Genomic DNA, 20,347 nt, shown 5'->3' on the forward strand with positions numbered 1-20,347 from the left:
AACACTAAAAACTAGGCGTTCTAAGTCTAGATACCACTGCGATAGAGGTATAAAAACAAAAACAGCGAGCATTGGCTCGCTGTTTTTGTTTAGGTGAAGACTAGACTGTAAATCGGTTTAATATTTGATCTTGTTTATGTACATCTTCTTGCTGTGCCTGCATAGCATCGTTAGTTCGATTTGCAGATTCGGCGACTTGAGTCGATAGGTCTTTAATATTCACCGTATTGTTGTTGATCTCTTCCGCAACTAAGCTTTGTTCTTCCGCCGCTGAGGCTATTTGTAAGTTCATATCAGAAATACGCTGAATCGCATCACGAATACGTTGTAGCGCGTTGTTTGCCAAGTCTGCTTTTTCTACAGCTTCTACAGCGCTACCCTTGCTTTGATGCATAGCATTTGCCACAGATGATGCGCCAGATTGCAGCTGCTCAATCATAGTACGAATTTCTGTTGTTGATTCTTGAGTTCGTTGCGCCAGTGTACGAACTTCATCAGCAACGACGGCGAAGCCTCGGCCAGATTCTCCCGCACGTGCAGCCTCGATTGCGGCATTCAGCGCGAGTAAGTTCGTTTGGTCCGCAATATCGTTGATGACTTTTAGAATCGTTTCGATGTTGGCGGTTGCCGATTCAAGCACTTGCACTTCTTCGACAGCAAGGTCAATGCTATCGGAAAGCATGTTGATCGTTTGTGTCGATTCACCGACCACAGAAGAGCCCTCAACCGTTGCTTGATCAGCTTCTTTGGCTGCACTTGCTGCGCCTTGCGCATTATTGGCAACCTCAGTCGCGGTAACAGACATTTCGTGCATCGCGGTGGCTAATTGTTCTAGCTCTTGTAGCTGAGTTTGAATAGCACCAGCCGAATCTTTTGCACCCTCAGCGGTGATTTGAGTGCCATTCAAAATTTGATCAGAAATACTCTTCGACTCAATAATTTGCTGTTGCAAGTTTTCCATGAACGTATTGAAGTTTGTAGCAAGCTCTGAGAATTCTTGGTCAGTATCAGTTTCAAGGCGCTGTGTAAGATCGCCTTTCCCAGACGCAACACCTTTAATCGCGTTGTTTAATGTGTCTAGCGGACGCATGAGTGTGCGAATGAGCAGAGTCAGTGCAATAACAGAAGCAATCACGGCAATGATTGAATAAATAATAGCGCTGTTGCGAAGCTCTCCTACGGCAGAGTAGGCGATAGCTTCATCAATAACTGAACCCACGTACCAGTTCTCGCCCGGGATGTGAGTCAAGTTAATCATATAACGATCGCCATCGATCTCAATGTGTTGCGTTGATTGTGTAAGATCGACCTGTGGTAGGTAGCTACCAACTTTTTCACCGTTGTATTTGCTTTGAGGGTGAGCAATGGTTGTTCCATCAGCGGTGACCAAAAATAAGTAACCAGCGTCAAACAGATTCACTTGGTTGACGAGGTCAGAAAGGGTAGTTAGTTCGAGGTCATAAAACATACCAGCTAAGAACTGGCCGTTTTCTTTTACTGGTGTGCCAACAGAGATGATGACGTTTTTTGAAGACGCATCGACGTATGGGTCTGTTACGACCAAATCGCCTTTGTTTTTAGCTGCGATGAACCAAGGACGTTGACGCGGATCGTAGTCTGGTCCTGCTTCCCAGCCGTCGTCATTTTCAATCACGAAGCCATTGCTTTCATAACCAAAGCCAATCGCAAGAAAGCTGGCTTTTGGTGTTGGTCGCTCAAGAATGTTCTGAACGTAGTTGTGTGAACTTGGATTAAGTTCGATAACTTCAGTAATAGAACGAGCGAGATCCTTTTTAGCATTCATTTCTGATTGCACAGTATTGCCAACACTGGTCAATATCTCGTTCACACTCGAGTCAATGTGCTCCTGCGTTTGGGAGCGGATCGTCATAACTTGTTGCGTCGACAGTAGTGACACGGTAATTAGCAGCAAAAATGACGAGGCTGTGACAACCTTATGTCTAAATTTCATGAGCTTTCCTCTGATTCTCCCGGTTGGCTTCACTATGCTTTCACCTCTTTTTAAACGGGCGAATTCGGCATCAAGAGAAACCTATTGTGTTTGGTTATCTTTTTTATCGACATCGTTGTCAAAAACATGAGTCTATTTGTTGTCTTTTTTAACCAAATTTAAACAAAACGGTAAGTTACGACAAAAACCGTGAGTTTGATCAGATTTGTGCGCTCTGTTAATGAAAGCGTCATAATGAAAAGAATTGCGTAAAGCATAGTGTTTCAGGTTGGCGTTATTGGTGAGATGAGAGCGACTTAACTGTCGTAAAAGGGGGCGTGATTGGAGCTGTTCGTTGTAAGTTATGAGCGTTTGCTAATTAAGTCATCTGAATAGAGCTGTAGATAGAGTTTTAGACATAAAAAAGGCCCCGACAATGCGGAGCCTTTGTTGATTGATGCTTTGATTTTAGAAAATCAGATGAGCAACACCAGCAATCACAGGTAATGTGATTAGCGTACGCAGAATGAAAATAACGAACAGTTCTACAATGTTTACTGGAATTTTGCTGCCTAGTAGTAGGGCGCCAACTTCTGACATGTAGATAAGCTGAGTTACTGACATTGCTGCAATAACAAAACGTGTCATTTCATTATCAATTGATGCCGCTAAAATTGCCGGGATAAACATATCCGCAAAGCCAACAACAATAGTCTGTGATGCGGCGACAGCTTCTGGAATTTGCAGTAGCTCTAGGTATGGAATGAATGGCTGACCTAGAATTTCAAATACAGGAGTGTACTCTGCAATCACTAATGCTACGGTACCCAGACCCATAACCACAGGTAGTACGCCAAACACCATGTCTATTGCGTTATGTACGCCTTCTTTAAATACAGACTGAACAGATGTTACCTGACCCGCGCGCTTAAGTGCTAGATCCATACCCCATGAGAATGTGGTGTGGCCTTCTGGTACGGCGTCAGCATCTTTATCTGGGTTGCTGCCATCAATGTAGCGATCTTTCTTCAGGCTTAGCGGCGGTAAGCGAGGAATGATAACCGCAGCGACAATACCTGCTAAACAGATTGCGCCGTAGAAAGGTAGGAACAGATGCTCTAACTGTACCTGAGCGATAACCACTAAGCTAAACGTGATCGATACTGCTGAGAACGTTGTCCCGACAACAGCGGCTTCACGCTGAGTATAGAATTTATTTTCGTACTGTTTGCTGGTTAGCAAGATACCAACACTGCCGTCGCCTAACCAAGACGCCATACAGTCAATTGCGCTACGTCCAGGCAGGTTGAATACCGGGCGCATGATTTTACTCAGTAATGCGCCAAACAGCTCAAGAAGACCAAAGTTCAGAAGAAGCGGAAGGAGTAGGCCCGCAAAAATGAACACCGCAAACAAAGTTGGTAGAAGACCGGTAAGAACAAGGCCACCTGTGTTTTCTTCCCAAATCGCTTTTGGACCCACTTGGAAGAATGTCATTAATACGGCTGCACCGCCGATTAAGCGAACAACAAGCCAAAGTGGCGATGGATTGAAAAGACCGTTTAAAAATCCATTACGTAAAATCGCTGCAGGCTTGAAAATTTTGCAAAGAACAGAAGCGACTGCCATGAAAGCGATGATACTGGTGACGATAGCGATCAAGGTATCGCCTAATACTGCCGGGATGACTTTTGCCATAACCGCAACAGGGATAGTTAGGCCGCCATCGTATGAGATCGGAGCCATAAAGAGTAGAAGACCGATTAGGGAAGGGATGAAAAACATCCAAAAGTTGCCCTTAGGAGCTTCAGTAGCATTAGTGGTGTTATGCATAGTTGTCTCGTGTTACTACTAGTCAATACTTGCCATTTCCATGACATAAATATTCACTAAACATCCGTATTTAATCACAGTTTTGCGGAGGGTACCCGCAAACTGCATCCATTGCAATACTATTCATTAAATACATCTAGTTATTCAGCCGATTTGTCGGGTAATTGGTCAAATAACGTATAAGTGTATACGAATATGTTGCTTGTGTTAGAAAATTGTAGCACGGAGCGCGGGCAGCGCAGAGAATTATGGGGCGCATTGTGACTGGAATAATAAAACGGTAAACAAATGTGACTTTGATCTAACTAACTTTTTGCCGGGAGCCCTGTTAGCCCTAGCTGTTATAAGGTTTTTTAGCTGCGTTACAACACGATAAAACGTTTATTATGAAGTGCAGCGGTGAGAGAGTTGAGCTACAACCGATTGAAGCATTCGGCCTCAATCGGTTCGAAATTTTATGCTTTTTGTTGGCGACTAAGCACGTAAAGGTAACTCCAGTAGATCAGAGCCGTAGCGAAAGCCAATATTGCAGGGAAAACGAGCGTATATAATCCATACACCACGAATAGTGCGGCTCCTGCGACACCGCCCAGCAAGAATCCGAAGAAAATGAATAGGAATAGCTTTGCTTTACGTCGATCAAATTGACGACCTCTTAAGCTTTCTCCAATCATAATCCCCAGATCGGTGATGATCCCAGTCATATGTGTGGTTCTGACTACTGCGCCGCTGAATGTAGTGATCATTGCGTTTTGTAATCCACATGCTGCTGACGCTAGATATTGGCCGTACAAATCCCCTTGCACCAAAAAGCCCAAACTGAGTAGGAGCAAGCTCCCTTCTATGCACAGTGCAACACCATATCTTCGCCCTAGTTTTAACGCACTGCTCTCAATAAAAAAGCCGCTAAAGGCAGCACCGATCAAAAAGCTAAATACGATGAAGAGCAGGTGAATGGAGCTATCCACACCTGTTAACAAGCTGTTCCCTAGCTGAGTTACGGTTCCCGAAAGATGTGTTATCGCTTGATGTTGAAAGCCGAGAAGACCAACGGCATTGACGCAGCCCGCGAGAAGGGCAAGTAGAAACGCGCCATATTCCACCCAACGAGGAAGTCTGGAAATCACAATAAAACCCCACCAAATGTTAGGAGCCGATTATAACGCTCACACCGCGTTACGAAACCCCTTACAGTAAAACTCGGTTGATCATTCTCAAAAAAATCTCATTTATAGAGCTTTTGTGTTGACCGTGATAACGACATAGAGGGGGATTTCCCCTACCTGATGTGTTCCATTGTACATTCGAAACTCACCCATCCATGTTTCCTCTGTTCATAGATTGAAACCGTTGGTTGGTGGAACTCTTTATCAGTAAAAAGACCGACGGGAATGATCATGATTTCAGGAAATGTAGAGACCAATAAGCGCATTGTCGTGCCGCAAGAAGGGCAAAACTCATACTGAACCTCGCTGCCATCATCCCCCATTCGGGTATAGCAGGTGACTTCACCGTTTAAGGTTACGTGCTCTTTATCAAAGCGAGCCTGTACCCCAAACACACTGCCTGTCCGCTTTTGGCATTCAAAACAATGGCAGACAGATGTACGGATGGGTTCTCCCTTACAACGGATCTCAACTAAACCGCAGGCGCATTCGCATGTATGAATGGTTGTTGTCATCGTGATTACCTATTCTTCCCAATACACCAATGAATTTGGAACACTGAGAGCAGTGTCAGTGGCCAGTTATGAAATCTGGGCTTGAAAATCATTTGGATACAGTCAGTTTAGTTTAATTTTGAAACACTTGAAGGGATGAAATCATTTGGGTATACAATGCTATACTCGCTTTTCATTTATACCTTTAAACAAGGAAGTCTTCATGGCTCACAAAAGAATCCTGCCGATACCACTTATTCTTCTTATTCCGATCGTATTATTGGTCGTGGTTGTGATCGCGGGTGTTTATCGCTTTAGTTTGTTTGATGAAGAGATCATGGCTAAGTTCCCTCAAACGGAAGCAGAAACCAATGTTATTGTGCAAGAGACGCTGGGAATTACTTCACGCAACCCATGGACGATTCAAGTACCAGAGCAGGGAGCGGTCACTTTTCTTGATGAGTGGGATAAAGAAAACGGCTATCTGATAGGCGATTATGATGCAGGTGCGACAAAAGGTCAGGTACTCGTTCCAACTGCGTTTATTAGTCAGCGTGAGATTGAGAGTGTTTCATGGATTGCTGCACCGATGATTGTAACGACACAAGGTAGCGGTTCGTTTAACTATGTTGGCTTGTTTAAGTTTGACCCCGTGCCGAGCCGAGTTGTCCTTTTAGACAGTATTTTTGTCGGTGACCGCGTTAAATTTACCCAAATTACATGGGAAAGTGATGCCATTATCGCGCTTTCATATTTAGCGCATGGTGACGATCAAGCAATGGCAGATACGCCAAATCAATTAAATTCATCCACATTAAAGCGTGTAGGGAATAACTTACATATGCAACAGTGATGAATTTTTTTTGAGTTCTGTAAAAATTCAGTGTTTTCTGCGCTAGATCTCGAAATTTCATAGTGATTTCTTATACGGGAATGCATAAGCTATGAGCCTTGTTTGAAAGGAGATAGTAATTCCCGTGTCTACAAATGAAATTACAAGACGGTTGCCGAATCTGACAAGTCGTAGAGCGCTGCTGTTATACTCCTTGCCAGTTTTAGTTGCGATTGGTGTTTCTCACTCTCTCAAAGAGTCATCTTTAACCAAAACCATCGCATTGAACCTGCCTGAATCTCAGGTCGTTGAAAAAATTCTTGATGCGACAACTGCCGAAGTTGTCACTCCCCCGAACTTCGAATATCAAATCCAAGCAGGTGACAACCTAAGCACTATTTTTAGCCAGCTCGGTTTCGGTTACAGCTCGTTAATGAAAGTAATGGAAACGGATTTGAACTACCTTGCACTTGATACACTAAAGCCGGGCAACACGCTCCGCTTTTGGCGTGATGATGCGACAGGCGAGTTAGAGAAAATGGAACTGCAATTTTCTATTGCAGATAAAGTGGTCTACCAACTAAATAGTGATGGTAGCTATGACTTTACCGATATCTCGATTCCTGGCGTGTGGCGCCAAGAACCATTGGTTGGTGTTATTCAAGGCAGTTTCTCTTCTTCTGCAAGTCGATTAGGTCTAACGTCGGCAGAAGTGAGTCAAGTTGTGAGCTTACTCAAAGAGCAGCTCAACTTTGGGCGTGATCTTCGTGCAGGTGATCGATTTGAAGTCGTTCGTCGTTCGCAAAGCATCAATGGTATACCAACGGGCAAGAACGAAATTGAGGCGATTAAGATTTACAATCGCGGACGTGAAATCACAGCTTACCTTCATACCGATGGTCAATTCTACAATGCCAAAGGCGAGAGCTTGCAGCGCGCATTCCAGCGTTATCCTGTAAGTAGCCGTTGGCGTATCAGTTCTGGCTTCAATCCTAATCGCTTACATCCAGTAACGGGACGTGTCGCGCCACACAACGGTACTGACTTTGCCGTACCAACCGGTACTCCAGTCGTTTCTACTGGTGACGGTACAGTGATCATGACTCGTAAACACCCTTATGCGGGTAACTACGTGGTTGTTGAGCATGGCAGCAAATACAAAACCCGTTACTTACACCTAAGTAAGATTCTGGTGAAGAAAGGTCAAAAGGTTTCTCGAGGCCAGCGTATCGGTCTTTCAGGTAAAACAGGTCGAGTGACAGGGCCACACCTTCACTATGAATTGATTGAATACGGCCGTCCAGTTAACGCCATGCGAGCAAACATCCCAATGGCGAGCTCTGTTCCTAAGAAAGAGATGGCAACCTTTGTCGCGAACAGAGATGAAATGGATAAGCTATTACGCGATAAAGAGAAAGCAGTGCTGTAACAAAGTACTTCGCTCAAAAAATAAAAAGAGACTAAGTATAGCTTGGTCTCTTTTACTTTGTGCATTAACTAGATTTACATTCCATGACCGTCGCTTGTTTAGAGCTCTTAGGCGCTCCGCACTTCACGTTCATTTATCAGGTGTACGATTTCATCAACACTGTGTGGGCGAGAGTAGAAATAGCCTTGAATGTAGTGGCAGCCCATTTCAATTAACTTTTGTAGTGCTCTATCGTCTTCTACGCCTTCGGCAATCAAATCCACATCAAGCAGTTCTGCTAATTGCGCTATCAAAAACACCACTTGTTCAGAGGTTGTATTTGAGAGCATGTTTTGAACGAAGGTTGCATCGATTTTAATGCTATCAATCGGATAATTGTGTATATAGTTCAAGCTTGAGTATCCCGTACCAAAATCATCCAACGCGACCTTAAAACCTAAGTACCGCAATGAGTTAAGTACCATCTGTTCACGGCCACTTTGCGAGAGTAAAACGGTCTCGGTGAGCTCTATAACAAAGTCTTTTGCTTCATGCTGATACTTTTCAACCATGTTAGTTAGGTGGTTAATATAGCGGTTAGAGTCGACCAGCTCATACGCAGAGCAATTGATAGAGAGTTTGACTTTGTATCCTAAGTTAGCTTCTAGCTCTTGTTTTGCGATACATGCGAGTTCAATAATACGTTCACCCAACTCGATAATCAGGCCTGATTGTTCGGCAGCTTCAATGAATTCCGCAGGGGAGATGTTTCCGTAAACATTGCTGTTCCAGCGGGCTAGGATTTCAAAGTAATTCCAGCGATCGCTTGTGATATCTACGATTGGCTGAACAACGACATACAACTCTTCGCTATCATGTATGTCAGCGCTTAGTTGAATGCGCATAGCTTCAATAAGCTGAGTTCTACGGTGATAAAGGGCACTAAGATGTGTGTCGTAATGCTGAATTCGTGTATCGCGATGTTTTTTACAGTCTTTGAGAGCGAGGCTGGCATTCAAAATTAGCTCATCGCTGTTCAACATATGTACTGGTGCGCGCGCGATACCAATACTAACAGTGAAAGAAATTCGGTTAGATTTGTCGCTGTAGCCGCTTTCAATTTTGTCGAGTACTTCCTGACACACGGCGACAGGATCTTCGTCGTAAGTAATGAAGGCGAATTCATCTCCTGCGACACGAAAAGCGTTGTTTGGCGATGACAAGCTTTGTTGAATGGCGTTCGCCGTAAACTTAATGATTTGGTCGCCGATGTAGTTTCCGTTGATATCATTGATCGATTTAAAGTTATCGATGTCTAGGTAAGCCAAACTGAATGGACGAGTGGCCTGTTGCGTCAATGTCTCCAAGGTATCAGCTAAACAGCTACGGTTGAGCAGTCCAGTTAGATTATCATGCGATACTTCATAGCTAAGCTGATTAAGAAGCTTATCTGAACGTTCACTGACCCACTTTTCACGTAAGCTGTGAATAATGACATTGGCATAAAAGCGGTGGAAGTCGAGGATATCTTGCGCTTCCTTAGCGTGGATGCTTCGGGTAAAGGTAGACAATAAAATTCCCAGAACCTCGCCATTTTGTGTCTTCAATGGCAGGCCAATGTAAGCTTGAATGCCATCCTCTTGAAACATCTGATCTTCAGGAAAGCGTTTGTAAACTTGGTCCTGATAGAAAATATGTTCGCCAATGTCTTTTGCCACTTTTTCACAGGGGGTGCCTGAAAGGTGGTAGCTTAGATTGTCTGTTATTTTTCCATTGCTAGCGAAGGAGATGGTATGAGCCGAATGCTGAAGATGCGCAACTTCTACAACGCAAGTGCAATGGCTCTGCAATTGTTGATGAATATCTAACGTGACTCGGTTTAGCTGAGCCGTGCCGTTTAGCTTCAATATTTCATCAATTTTGTGGAAACTGATTTGTACCTGACCCATTGAGCATTTCACCTAGCGTTGTGATTACCATATCGTGTGAGACACGAAGAATTATTATTTGATATGCATCAAATAAACTATCGGTTACTAAGGCGAATTTTTCAAATTTTGTGAACGAACAAATCATTCTTTTCATGTTTTTATGCTTGAACCTTTTAAAGGTATAGCGATAAAAACGCTAAGCTAGGCGCGCTTCTCCTCTTCTAATCGCGATTTGAGATAATCGAGGAACAGCTTAGTTCGGGTATGCTGATAATCCAGCTTTGGATAGTAGGCATATACAGTGGCTTTATCCGCTGTGATATCGGGCAAGATAGGCACTAACGCTCCGGATTTGAGATCATCTTTGATCATGACGTTATTCGTCATCAGAATACCCATGCCTCTTTTGGCACCATGAAACAGCGCTTCTGGGTTGGTCGTGGCAAAGTTACCGGACAAGCTGATACGTTTACCTCGATTGGTTTTGATTTCTCGTGAGGGCTTTTCACCCCAAATCAGGACATTATGCTCTGTCAGATCCTCAACGCATTGTGGGGTGCCGTATTTTTTTAGGTAACTAGGCGCAGCGTAAAACTGGGCTTTATGTTCGAAAAGCGCAGTGGCTTTGAAACTCAGAGAGTTCAGTTGCTCTAATTCCCGGCTAATAAACAGGTCTAAGCTTAGCTCTGGCAATTGGCCTGGTAGCGTTGTCGTTAATTGAAGCGTGATGTCTGGATATTTCTCAAGAAAATCATCTAGGTAATGCACCAAAAACTTAGAACCAACCGCCAGTGTCGCGCCAATTTTCAATAACCCCGCTGGTGATTGATTGACTGAGCGAGTTTCATCTAATACTGATTGCCACGAATCCAACTGATTTTTTGCTCGTTGATAAAACAGCGCACCAGCTTCGGTTTGGCTAATAGAGCGGGTCGTGCGTTTAAGTAGCTGAACGCCAATTTTATCTTCTAGCCATTGAACTCGTTTACTGATAGCTGAGCTGGTGGTATTGAGTTTCCGCGCTGCGGCATTAAAGCTACCTTCTTCGACCACACGAATATAACTCTTCACGCTTTGAATCCAGTCCATTGTGTCTCCTTGGGAATTAATTCCTTTCCAACTTAGCTGATTATCACCTTTGAGTATCAAATATACACTGTTTGCCATCAATCTGTCACAAAGTAGGAGGAACGTTTGCGTAAAACACCATTGTTATTAGCGATGATGATCATTGCCACAGGCCAAGTTGGCGTTAGTATTTATCTTCCTTCTTTGCCATTGATTGGTCATGACTTGAATTTGCCGCAACATTCGATTCAGAATCTCGTCACACTATTTCTCGTTGGCTTCGGTATCTCTCAGCTTTTTTATGGCCCATTGTCTGATGCGATTGGTCGTCGACCAGTATTTATTCTGGGCCAAAGTGTGTACCTAGTTGGTACGGTTATTTGTATCGCGTTTTCGGACAACATTATTGCTCTTGAAGCGGGGCGGTTACTTCAAGGTTTGGGAGCGGGCAGTGCCTCGGTGCTTGGTCGCTCCGTATTGAGTGACAGTTATGACGGTATGCAATTAACCAAAGCGCTATCTTATATTTCAGTCACGGCATCTGTGATGCCAATTATTGCTCCGCTGTTTGGTGGTTGGATTGCTTTTCACCTGAGCTGGCATGCTGTCTTTGTGTTTGTGCTGATTTACTTAATGGCAATTTTTACGCTTGGTTTATTGGTGCTGCCAGAAACGCTGCCTTACCCGAAGCGAAAATTTAAAGTAGGCCAGGTGAGTGCAAATTATTTGCGTCTGTTAACGAATACACAAGTGATTGGTAGTGCGAGCTACAACTGGCTTAGTTATTTATCGGCTCTGGTTACGCTCTCCTTGTATCCATTTTTAATGCAACAAGAGTTAGGATTAACGGCGGCGGATTATGGCTCGTTGATGATCATACCGTCAGTTGGTTTGCTGACGGGTAGCTTGGTGCTTAATTTGATCAACGCTCGTTACAAAGCTCAGCAAATCTTGCTGATGAGTTTCGCGATTGTTGCTATTGCTGGTTTCATGTTGTTGGTTACACCCTTCAGTGTATTTTCATTACTAGTGGCATTTACGTGTTTAAGTTTTGCCCAAGGCATGTCGTTTCCGGTATCAATTAGTTTGTTGCTGTCGCCACATAAGCAACAGGCTGGAGCGGTTTCTGCATTGTCTGGCTCAATTCAAATGTGTTTAGCCGGGTTGTTTGGCGGATACTTGGTAGATTCTTGGGTCACGAATCAAAACCAGCTTGGGGTGTTTTATTTGTTTATTGCGTTACTTTCTTGCTGTGTGCTTGCATTGAGTCAATTTCGTAAAGTACCCAAAGGGACGATTCAAGCAGAAACTTCCACCTGAATATACTTGCAACGAAAGAGGCAGCTTTCTAAAATGCGCTGCTAAATTAAGTCAGGATCATTGTGTATATTGAATGACTCAGTTTGAGAGGAAGAGGGCAATGCCTGATGCTCCTCTCAAGCTTGGGGATACATTTCTGCCCAAATTGACTATCCGATCTCTAATCGTTAGGTGAAAGAATGCAACAAAACGAATTTGAAACACTGGTAAAAGAAATTACTCAGCAAGAAAGCATGCCAAAGGCACTCGAAGTCTTGAAGGCGTGTGAGGAAGAAGAAGTTGCACAAGCGGCACAATCCCTAACGGGTCAGTTTGGTCTTGCAGAAGTTGATGGCGAGAAACGTATTTACCATATTACCACTCAAGAAGACGAGTCCGGAGAAGAGCAAGAATACGTGGAGCATGTCATGAATGAAGGCGATCACTTGATCAAATTTGCTGCGTGGTTCTTTGAAACATTCTTTGAAATCAAACAGAAAGATACGTACGTCGCAGCGGGTAAAACATACCAGCAACCTAAGCGATAGGCGCCCGTTTCGAAAAAGTAATCAGAACCAACCTGAAAGTTAATTACAAAATAAATGTGATGATAGTCTTGTTTTTATCTAATTGTGGTGTAAAATTACAACATAGTTAAGTCAATACATTCAGGAGAAGGTCATGGGTAACGAACTTGGTGGTGCTTATATTGGCCAGATGATTGCAAAAGACGCGATGCACAAAGCGCTTTACGGTAAAGCGAAGAAGAAAAAAGCTTCTGTTTTTACTCGTGTTATGAAAAAACTGGCGAAATAATTTAAAAAGCCCTGATTGAAGAATCAGGGCTTTTTGCTTTTATCTGTCTTGTTTTTAGTGGCAGCCTACATATTGAACAACATTGGTAAACCACTACTCAAAGACGGATGGCATTTGAATCAAACGCTAAGCGGATTGGCTTGGTATCTCCACGACATTGTTAGGCACTTTATCTAGCCCCTTTGCTGCTAACCACTTTTCTAAATCGTCAGCGCCTCCAACATACTTTCCATCCAACCAGATCTGCGGCACTGTTACCGGCGTTTTTTCTCCAATGATGGCCTTTACTTCGGGGATCATGCGATACAAAGCGGCGCTGTCTTTAACCACGTCATGATACTCGTATTGAACACCAGCATCGTCAAGTAGTTGTTTAGCTTTGACACAGTAAGGGCAGGTGGCTTTACCATAAACAATGTTGCCTTTTAGCTCATCGCGTTTGACCCATTCAGCGATAACTGATTGCACAAGCACGCCCCGGTTTAGCGCTTCTCCTTGGCTGACCACTTTTCCTTCGACAATAAGAATCGGTGCATGCCAGGCCCCTGCTTTTAATGGTTCCCACCAATGTGATAACCAATCTTTTACTTCCAGTTCAACGGGGACATCAGCGAGTTCGTTTTTAAAAGTATCCGTCAAAATATCTTTAGTTAACGTACATTCACCACAAGGAATATTGACTTTGAATGGACCCCAACTACCAGCCCAGCGGTACAGTGTAATTTTGATTGGTTGACTCATATGGTGTTCCTCATTTCCTTTCCTGAAAATATAGAACCTTGAAATTAGACTTTTCTTTCAACTAGCTTTGTCTTTTTCGATTCCCAATGCGTAATAAACGCAATGGAGGCAATAATAATCGCGGCGCCTAGCCATAAACGACCAGGTGGTACCCAGCCAAACACCAACCAGCCAGCAACGACATTCAAAGGCAGTTTTACGTGATCAAATGGTTGCACAAACGAGGCGTCTGCAACTGCGTACGCTTTAACGATAGCCCATTGAGCGAGTGCTGTAAGCGCGCCTGCGGCTAAAAGTACGCCCCATATCGTCCAGGTATTTGGCATTGTAAATGTCGGTATTGCCAATAAGATATTAAACGGCGTTATCAGCAGTAATAAATAGACAACCATGGTTGAGGGCGGATCGTTGACCGACATTTTCTTTACCATCAGAGAATACGCTGCCCAGAAAAATGCGGCGCCAACAGGAAGCAGGGTCGCCCATGTAAATGAATCTGCCCACGGCTCAAGAATGATCATAGCACCAACAAACCCTGTTAATGTTGCTAACCAGCGTGCAGTACCTACTTTCTCTTTGAGTAACAAGCCAGATCCAACCGTTGCAAATAATGGAGAGGTCATCAGCAGCGCAATGCCTTGCCAAATCGGAACTGGATAAGCGAGTGCCCAAAGCCAAAGCTGAATCCCGATAACAGAGAGAAAAATACGGAAGGCATGCCAACCAAAGTGTTGGGTTCTTAGTGAGCGTCTAATTCCAAGTGTACGCAGATAGGGCAGAATGACAAATAAGGCAATAGCGTATTGGAATAACGCGAATGTGGTGGAAGAGACACCAAAGTTGATGCTAGCAATTTGGGCGAAGCTGTTCACTATGGCGAATGCCAAGCCAGCTGTTAGCATCCAGGACGCACCTTGAACAGGATGATGATTCAATTGAAAAATTCCAGTTTGATAGAGGTGGCGGGATCATACGTCCTATTGTTTTTCGCGCCAATAAAAAAATGCCTCCCAAAGGGAGGCGACATTACCAATTCAAAGGACGTGCCTGTGTTAACAGGTACAAAGAACGAGAAGCACAAACGCTGCCATGCATTTGCATAAATAATACTGCAGAACACGTGCCAACTTTTATCGTTATGATTTTAAATGATTTCTTTGTTTTTCTATGTTGCCTATTAGATGAAATGCACTAACTTAGTGACCAACCGCATTAAAAGAGGGCAGAAGTAGTAGTCACTACGCTCGTTTTTCATTGCAGAGCGACGTTTGGATAGTGTGAAAACTTATTGAGTTATGTTGGGTTACACAAAAAATGGCCAGCAAAGGTGCTGGCCAAGTGGACTCGCTCTTAGGACAAGAGTGAATTAGAAATCGTAACGTACGCCTAGGCGCAGTGTATCTTCGCCTTCTGTTACTAGACCTGTTGTTGCATCTTTTGCTTCATCAAGTTGGTTGATGTAGTAAGACAGGTAAGTACGGAAGTTGCTGTTTAGTTTGTAGTAACCAACAAGCTCGATACCTTCAACGGTGTCGTACTTTGAACCGTTGTCTGGATCATTCTCTTGAGCTGTGTATAGCGCAGCAAGTGTCACTTTGCTCGCTACTTTGTAGCTTGCGACTAGCTCGTAAGCCGTAAAGTCTTCAGAGTCAGTCAGGGACCCTTGAGAATAAGTACCTGCTAGGTAAAGGTTATCCATCGAGTAAGCGATACCACCTAGAATTTGATCTTCAGAGTTGTCTTTATCTACGTCGCCACCAGAATATGCAAGACCGAGGTCTAGGCCCATTGGCAGTGAGTACATTCCAGAGATGCCGTATTTATCTTCGTTATCACTAGAGTTTGCTTGGTAGGTTGCTTGCAGTTGTAGTGCATCAAACGCACCACGGTATGCGAAAACGCTGTCTTGCTTATCAGAAGACGAATCGATAACTTGCTGAACACCAGAGAACTCAGTGATATCCGTCATGTCAGAGATGATGACTGCAGCCATGTCTTGACGACCTACAGAGAAAGCACCGATATCAGAGTCGACACCTGCATACATGTAGCGGTTTTTGAATTCACTCTTGCCCGTTTTTTGCTCGGCTTCGTAAACACCGAATGCAGAAAGGCCATTGCCGATGTCCGTTTTACCTTTTAGATTAAGACGAGCGCGGCTTTTATCTTCCATTGAGCCTTCAACTTCAGCACCACCTGAACCGATGAAGTCACCACGGAACTCAACGCGGCCGCCAACTTTTAATTCAGTACCGTCGTTTTTGTATACTGTTGCTGCGAATGATGGTGCTGATACCAATGCTGTAAGAATTGCAGTAGTTAGTGCTGCCTTTTTCATTTTCTTATTACCCTAGTTGTAATCGATGGGCTTTCTTGCCCGATGTGTTGATGACGCTAAGGTAAACGCTGAAAATGAAAGATAGATTTCTGTTAAGTTATGATTTGATTGCACTTTTATTGCTGGCGAGAATAAGTGCCCCTTCTTATATCTCTTATAAAAAGAAAGGTTTTATCTTTTTTGAGGTTTTTCTGCCTTCTATTGGAGACCGTGCTTTTTTCAAAAAGTTCCTGAACCTATTTTTGTTCCAAAATGTAAGTAAATATTTCATTTTGACGGGAAAGTTATTTTCAAAAGTTGGGGTTCATCAAGTATTTGTGAGCACTATCTCGTTAAAGCATTTCTTTTTGTAAGGTTTTTACGCCTGGATTTTTTTTCGGATAAGTAAACGTTTGCTTTTTAGTTTTTTTGCTGAGAATTTTTCACTCGGTTATCAGGAACTAATCAAATAAAGTGTCGGCAGTTGTTACACAAAGGTAAATCCATTCTGGCGGAAAAGATGCCCCAGAGGGCCTTTGTATTCCTTTCTGTGTTCATCATTTCGTTTTACGAAAGTGAATCAGAGCTGGGTCTAAAACTGACTAACCAACTAATAAGTAATGGATTTAGAAATGAATAAAAAATTATTAGCAGCGGCAATCGCAGCAGCAACTTTCGGCACTCAAGCAGTGGCAGTGGAACTTTATAATAACGATGGCACAACATTTTCGATGGGCGGCCACGTTTCTGTTAACCTAAATGGTTCAGAGCAAGGTGACACGGATGTTGGTACTAACTCTCCTCGTATCAATATCTCTGCGACACAAGATTTAGGCAATGGCTTCACCGCAGACGCACGTGGTGAATGGGCTCTAAACTACTTAGATGGCGGTGAAGAGTCGTTTAAAACTCGTCTAGGTTACTTAGGTTTAACACATGAGGTTTACGGTCGTGCAGTAGGTGGTACGCAATGGTCACCTTACTATGATGTAGCAGGCATCGCGGATATGCCAATTGCGTTTGCGAATGACTTCATTTACGACGATCACGGAAACCTAGGCACAGGTCGTGCGGATAAAATGCTGTCTTATCGAAATGGCTTTGATTTAGGCGAAGCTGGTTCGATTAACGTTGGTCTTGGATGGCAAGGCGCAAATGATGATTACACGCGTAACGACGCAGGTACTATCACTGGTGGTCTTAAATACGATGACCGCATGCAAGTTGCGCTTTCTTACGCAATCATGGGCGCGAAAATTGGCTACTCATACAACGGTGGTGACTTCCAACACCCTGCTTACACAGGTAAACACACCGCGGAATCACATGTTGTGTCTGCATCTTACGGCGCTTACGGTCAAGGTCTGTTCCTTGCCGCGGTATATGGTTCAAATGAAAATATGAACTTCAGTGTAAATGGCGACCGTTTGGCGGAAAGTGATGCGTACGAAGCGATCATCGCATACGCTCTAGCGAACAGCTTAAACTTGAGCGTTAACTACGAGATGGTTGAAGGTAAAGAGTTCAAAAATTCTAAAACAGAAACCGCTCGTGAGGAAATGGCACTGCAGGCAGAGTACAACTTCACGCCTAAATTTGTTGGTTACGCGGGTTACCAGTTTGACCTAAATGATGACCATGGTCGTGAAACTGATGACAAATGGGCGATAGGTGCTCGTTACTACCTATAATAGGATTTAGCGAGAACAATCATTCACCCTTATTGATTTAAAGCCAGCCTCGTGCTGGCTTTTTTGTCTATTTGTTTTGTAAATACCGTGATGTTTCAATTAGATGATACAAAACTCAAAACGGGGTGAATGTCTTATTTTTCACACTAGAGGATGGGATTTAGTGTCGTTAAGTCAATAGGTTAGATTATGATGAGGTTTTTGTTTTGCAGGGAAGAGCGATGAGCGTTATTCAAGTTGAAGAAAAGAAAGTAGAAGTGGGTAAAGTGCTTTGTGTTGGGCGAAATTACGTTGAACATATTCATGAGCTTGATAATGCGATACCTGAGCAAATGGTGGTATTTAATAAACCCGCGACTTCCGTATCGACGACTCTGCGTTCATTTCATCAAGAGCCTCTTCATTACGAGGCTGAAATCTGTTTTCTGATCAAAGATGGACGTTATTCAGCGGTCGGTTTGGGATTGGATCTGACCAAGCGCGGTTTGCAGTCTTCACTTAAACAACAAGGGTTGCCCTGGGAGCGTGCTAAAGCGTTTGATGGCTCCGCAGTGTTTAGTCGATTTGTCTCTTTGGATAACATTGATATTAATGATCTTAACCTAGAGCTCTTGATTAACTGCGTTCGTGTACAAAAAGGTCACGTTAACCAGATGCTCTATCCGCCGCTAACCATTTTGGATGAATTAACGAGTTACACAACACTTCAAGATGGCGATGTGGTAATGACCGGCACACCAAAAGGAGTTGGTGAGGTGCATAAAGGTGACATCTTCCTTGGACGATTAAAGTGTGGTGATGTCACCTTGTTGGAGATTGAGTGGGTGGCGGATTAAAGCCAAATTCGCAGAACGAGAAATACCACCATGCTGATCACCGTCGTTAAAAGAACATTTTTAGTAAAGTACGCGATTAACGCAGCCAGCAAGGCAGCCAATAAAAATGGGTTGTGCACATTCACGCTGAGTGCTCCATCGGGAATGAAAACGATAGGCGCCCAGATCGCAGTGAGTACCGCAGGGCTGGCGTAGTTGAGCACTTTTTGTGTACGTGTCCCTAATCGCAGTGGTAGCTTGGGTTCTAAAAACAAGTAGCGGCTGGTGAAAACAAGTACCGTCATCAGTAAAATAGACAACATGATCATTAGTGTTTCTCCTGTACTTGTTCCACAAAGTAGCCTGTAAGCATGGCTAAAATGCTCGAAATCATCAAACTTCCTTCCACTTGGTAATAGGTTAGGGCGACCGAGCTCACTAATGCCACGACAACACTCGCGAGCACCGCTGCATTTTTAATGGTGGGTACTACTATCGCGATAAAAGTTGCGGCCACAGCAAATTCCAAACCCATTTCGTTCAGTTCAGGGATTAGACTTCCCGCAATAATGCCCGTCAATGTCGCGACATTCCAAAACAGGTAAAAACTCAGACCAGCCCCAAGTGCATACCAGCGATTAAATTGTTTATCGGAATGGTGGCCTACAATTGCAAACAGCTCGTCAGTAAGTAAGAAGCCGAGTGATAATCGCCATTTTAGAGGAAGCGGTGCAATTTTACTGCGCATCGATACACTGTAGAGGAAGTGTCGAGAGGTGATAAAAAACGTTGTCAGTAACATGGTCACTAGACCTGCTCCCGTTTTAATCATTCCCATCGCGACGAGCTGCGCGGAACCGGCGAACAGAATGGCGGACAGTGCTTGTCCTTCCAAAGGGTGAAGCCCAGTATCAATCGCGAATGAGCCTGCGAGCAAACCCCAAGGTAACACCGCGATACTCAGTGGCATCATCGCAAGTGTGCCTTGCCAAAATAACGCAGCTTTTGATTCTTCTTTTAGCGGCAAAGTGTGGTCCATAGTCTATTCTTAGTTGTTCCAAAATTAGGCTATCAAGGTAACGTGGTAGCGGCATAACGCCTTGTACAATATTGCTCTTTAGCTGTGACGAATGTATTGACCGGGTGTGACGCCCATGGCTTTTTTAAAGTGTCGATGCAGGTGGCTTTGATCATGGAAGCCACATTCTTGCGCTACATCTGAAATTTTTTGTCCGAGTTTGAGCAACTTCTTCGCCATTCGTAAACGTTGCTGAATTTGATAAGCATGGGGAGGGAAGCCAAACTGTTTTTGAAACTCTCTTAGCAAATGAAAAGGGCTTAATCCAGCCAGTTTTGCGAGCTCTTCTAGCGAGACGTCCGTTTGCGGGAAGTCTTCCAAAAACTCTTTGACCAGCTGTATTTGTCGCTGAGCTCTGGTTGATTCTTTGAGTGGTGCCCGGTGGGTGCTGTGTTTGCTGGCTAGTTTGATCAACGTGCCGTAAACCAAAGTTTCTCTCAATAAACGGTTGTCTGATTTTTCTAGTGTTTCAAATACCAATCGTAACTGACTAGCCAGCTCAGGATCGTAAACCACAGGTTGAGGGAAATAGGGCAGCGCGACATTTGGTGAACCAAGCTCTTGCCCTAAGGTCTGAAACTGCTGTGGTACGGGGTACATTGCTTTGTATTCCCAACCGCCTTCTGAGGCCGAATGCCCGTTGTGTACTTCATCGGCATTAACAAGGATGATGCTGTCCTGTGGCGCGATATGATTTCCGCCTGTTCGAAAGAACTGCTGTGCTCCCTTCTCGATGACGCCAATAGTGTAACCCTCGTGACTATGGCGTGAGAAATTCTGCTTCTCGTACTTTGCATCGAGAAGTTCTAAACCACCGAGCTCTTGAGCTATCTTGAAGGTAGCGATTTCCTTATTCTTTTCTTTCATCTTTATCCGGCCTGCTCAAGAAAATCATCTTAGAAGTGTA

General features: G+C 43.8%; 19 protein-coding genes. 7 read left to right on the plus strand and 12 right to left on the minus strand.

Annotation, left to right across the window (positions count from 1 at the left end):
- Window positions 1-100: 100 nt before the first annotated feature.
- From ACWYVB_RS06525 to ACWYVB_RS06540, 4 genes are all read right to left on the minus strand, one after another.
- Window positions 101-1,972 carry a methyl-accepting chemotaxis protein gene (locus ACWYVB_RS06525; protein WP_048625268.1) on the minus strand — a complete coding sequence of 624 codons (1,872 nt, stop codon included), beginning with the start codon at window positions 1,970-1,972 and terminating at the stop codon, window positions 101-103.
- A 447-nt stretch (window positions 1,973-2,419) separates the two neighbouring features.
- Window positions 2,420-3,784, minus strand: coding sequence for a YjiH family protein (locus ACWYVB_RS06530; protein WP_041853121.1), 1,365 nt, complete (start codon window positions 3,782-3,784; stop codon window positions 2,420-2,422).
- 455 nt (window positions 3,785-4,239) lie between these two features.
- A complete protein-coding gene (locus ACWYVB_RS06535) occupies window positions 4,240-4,911 on the minus strand; it encodes a YoaK family protein (RefSeq protein ID WP_005391213.1) in 672 nt (223 codons plus the stop codon).
- A 152-nt stretch (window positions 4,912-5,063) separates the two neighbouring features.
- Window positions 5,064-5,465 (minus strand): GFA family protein, encoded by a 402-nt coding sequence (locus tag ACWYVB_RS06540; protein ID WP_080955925.1) that lies wholly within the window; start codon window positions 5,463-5,465, stop codon window positions 5,064-5,066.
- Between the two features lie 202 nt (window positions 5,466-5,667).
- Between ACWYVB_RS06540 and ACWYVB_RS06545 the strand changes: the two genes are divergently transcribed.
- A complete protein-coding gene (locus ACWYVB_RS06545; RefSeq protein WP_457528416.1) occupies window positions 5,668-6,297 on the plus strand; it encodes a hypothetical protein in 630 nt (209 codons plus the stop codon).
- 124 nt (window positions 6,298-6,421) lie between these two features.
- Complete coding sequence (locus tag ACWYVB_RS06550) at window positions 6,422-7,705, plus strand: peptidoglycan DD-metalloendopeptidase family protein (RefSeq protein ID WP_145472100.1); 1,284 nt, start codon at window positions 6,422-6,424, stop codon at window positions 7,703-7,705.
- Between the two features lie 107 nt (window positions 7,706-7,812).
- Here ACWYVB_RS06550 and ACWYVB_RS06555 read toward each other — a convergent pair whose 3' ends face one another.
- Together ACWYVB_RS06555 and ACWYVB_RS06560 are read right to left on the minus strand one after the other, a co-directional pair.
- Entirely contained in the window at window positions 7,813-9,633 is a 1,821-nt protein-coding gene (locus ACWYVB_RS06555; RefSeq protein WP_006742077.1) for a putative bifunctional diguanylate cyclase/phosphodiesterase, read from the minus strand.
- A gap of 183 nt (window positions 9,634-9,816) precedes the next feature.
- Entirely contained in the window at window positions 9,817-10,704 is an 888-nt protein-coding gene (locus ACWYVB_RS06560; protein WP_005391202.1) for a LysR family transcriptional regulator, read from the minus strand.
- Between the two features lie 105 nt (window positions 10,705-10,809).
- On the opposite strand from ACWYVB_RS06560, the gene ACWYVB_RS06565 reads away from it, so the two are divergent.
- From ACWYVB_RS06565 to ACWYVB_RS06575, 3 genes are all read left to right on the plus strand, one after another.
- Window positions 10,810-12,003, plus strand: a complete 1,194-nt coding sequence (locus tag ACWYVB_RS06565; RefSeq protein ID WP_317396496.1) for a multidrug effflux MFS transporter — start codon at window positions 10,810-10,812, stop codon at window positions 12,001-12,003.
- A gap of 179 nt (window positions 12,004-12,182) precedes the next feature.
- Window positions 12,183-12,530 (plus strand): hypothetical protein, encoded by a 348-nt coding sequence (locus tag ACWYVB_RS06570; RefSeq protein ID WP_005391198.1) that lies wholly within the window; start codon window positions 12,183-12,185, stop codon window positions 12,528-12,530.
- A gap of 133 nt (window positions 12,531-12,663) precedes the next feature.
- Window positions 12,664-12,798 carry a hypothetical protein gene (locus ACWYVB_RS06575; protein ID WP_267135658.1) on the plus strand — a complete coding sequence of 45 codons (135 nt, stop codon included), beginning with the start codon at window positions 12,664-12,666 and terminating at the stop codon, window positions 12,796-12,798.
- Between the two features lie 126 nt (window positions 12,799-12,924).
- Here the strand turns inward: ACWYVB_RS06575 and ACWYVB_RS06580 are convergent, their stop codons facing one another.
- The 3 genes from ACWYVB_RS06580 to ACWYVB_RS06590 form a co-directional block, all read right to left on the minus strand.
- On the minus strand, window positions 12,925-13,539 hold the full coding sequence (locus tag ACWYVB_RS06580; RefSeq protein ID WP_053809571.1) for a glutaredoxin domain-containing protein: 615 nt from the start codon (window positions 13,537-13,539) through the stop codon (window positions 12,925-12,927).
- Between the two features lie 44 nt (window positions 13,540-13,583).
- Window positions 13,584-14,441 (minus strand): DMT family transporter, encoded by an 858-nt coding sequence (locus tag ACWYVB_RS06585; protein WP_457528419.1) that lies wholly within the window; start codon window positions 14,439-14,441, stop codon window positions 13,584-13,586.
- Between the two features lie 464 nt (window positions 14,442-14,905).
- On the minus strand, window positions 14,906-15,877 hold the full coding sequence (locus ACWYVB_RS06590; RefSeq protein WP_005391190.1) for a porin: 972 nt from the start codon (window positions 15,875-15,877) through the stop codon (window positions 14,906-14,908).
- 611 nt (window positions 15,878-16,488) lie between these two features.
- On the opposite strand from ACWYVB_RS06590, the gene ACWYVB_RS06595 reads away from it, so the two are divergent.
- Together ACWYVB_RS06595 and ACWYVB_RS06600 are read left to right on the plus strand one after the other, a co-directional pair.
- Window positions 16,489-17,547 carry a porin gene (locus tag ACWYVB_RS06595; RefSeq protein WP_225461226.1) on the plus strand — a complete coding sequence of 353 codons (1,059 nt, stop codon included), beginning with the start codon at window positions 16,489-16,491 and terminating at the stop codon, window positions 17,545-17,547.
- Between the two features lie 221 nt (window positions 17,548-17,768).
- Window positions 17,769-18,383, plus strand: coding sequence for a fumarylacetoacetate hydrolase family protein (locus tag ACWYVB_RS06600; protein WP_065645772.1), 615 nt, complete (start codon window positions 17,769-17,771; stop codon window positions 18,381-18,383).
- Here the strand turns inward: ACWYVB_RS06600 and ACWYVB_RS06605 are convergent.
- The 3 genes from ACWYVB_RS06605 to ACWYVB_RS06615 form a co-directional block, all read right to left on the minus strand.
- Window positions 18,380-18,691: an AzlD domain-containing protein gene (locus tag ACWYVB_RS06605; RefSeq protein WP_047008376.1), complete on the minus strand. Its 312-nt coding sequence runs from the start codon at window positions 18,689-18,691 to the stop codon at window positions 18,380-18,382. The two genes, ACWYVB_RS06600 and ACWYVB_RS06605, sit on opposite strands and share 4 nt — an antisense overlap.
- Complete coding sequence (locus tag ACWYVB_RS06610) at window positions 18,691-19,401, minus strand: AzlC family ABC transporter permease (protein ID WP_457528422.1); 711 nt, start codon at window positions 19,399-19,401, stop codon at window positions 18,691-18,693. The genes ACWYVB_RS06605 and ACWYVB_RS06610 overlap by 1 nt, the downstream gene beginning before the upstream one ends.
- A 78-nt stretch (window positions 19,402-19,479) precedes the next feature.
- Entirely contained in the window at window positions 19,480-20,307 is an 828-nt protein-coding gene (locus ACWYVB_RS06615; RefSeq protein WP_104972787.1) for an AraC family transcriptional regulator, read from the minus strand.
- Window positions 20,308-20,347: the final 40 nt, after the last annotated feature.

This window comes from Vibrio sp. JZG10, assembly GCF_054064075.1.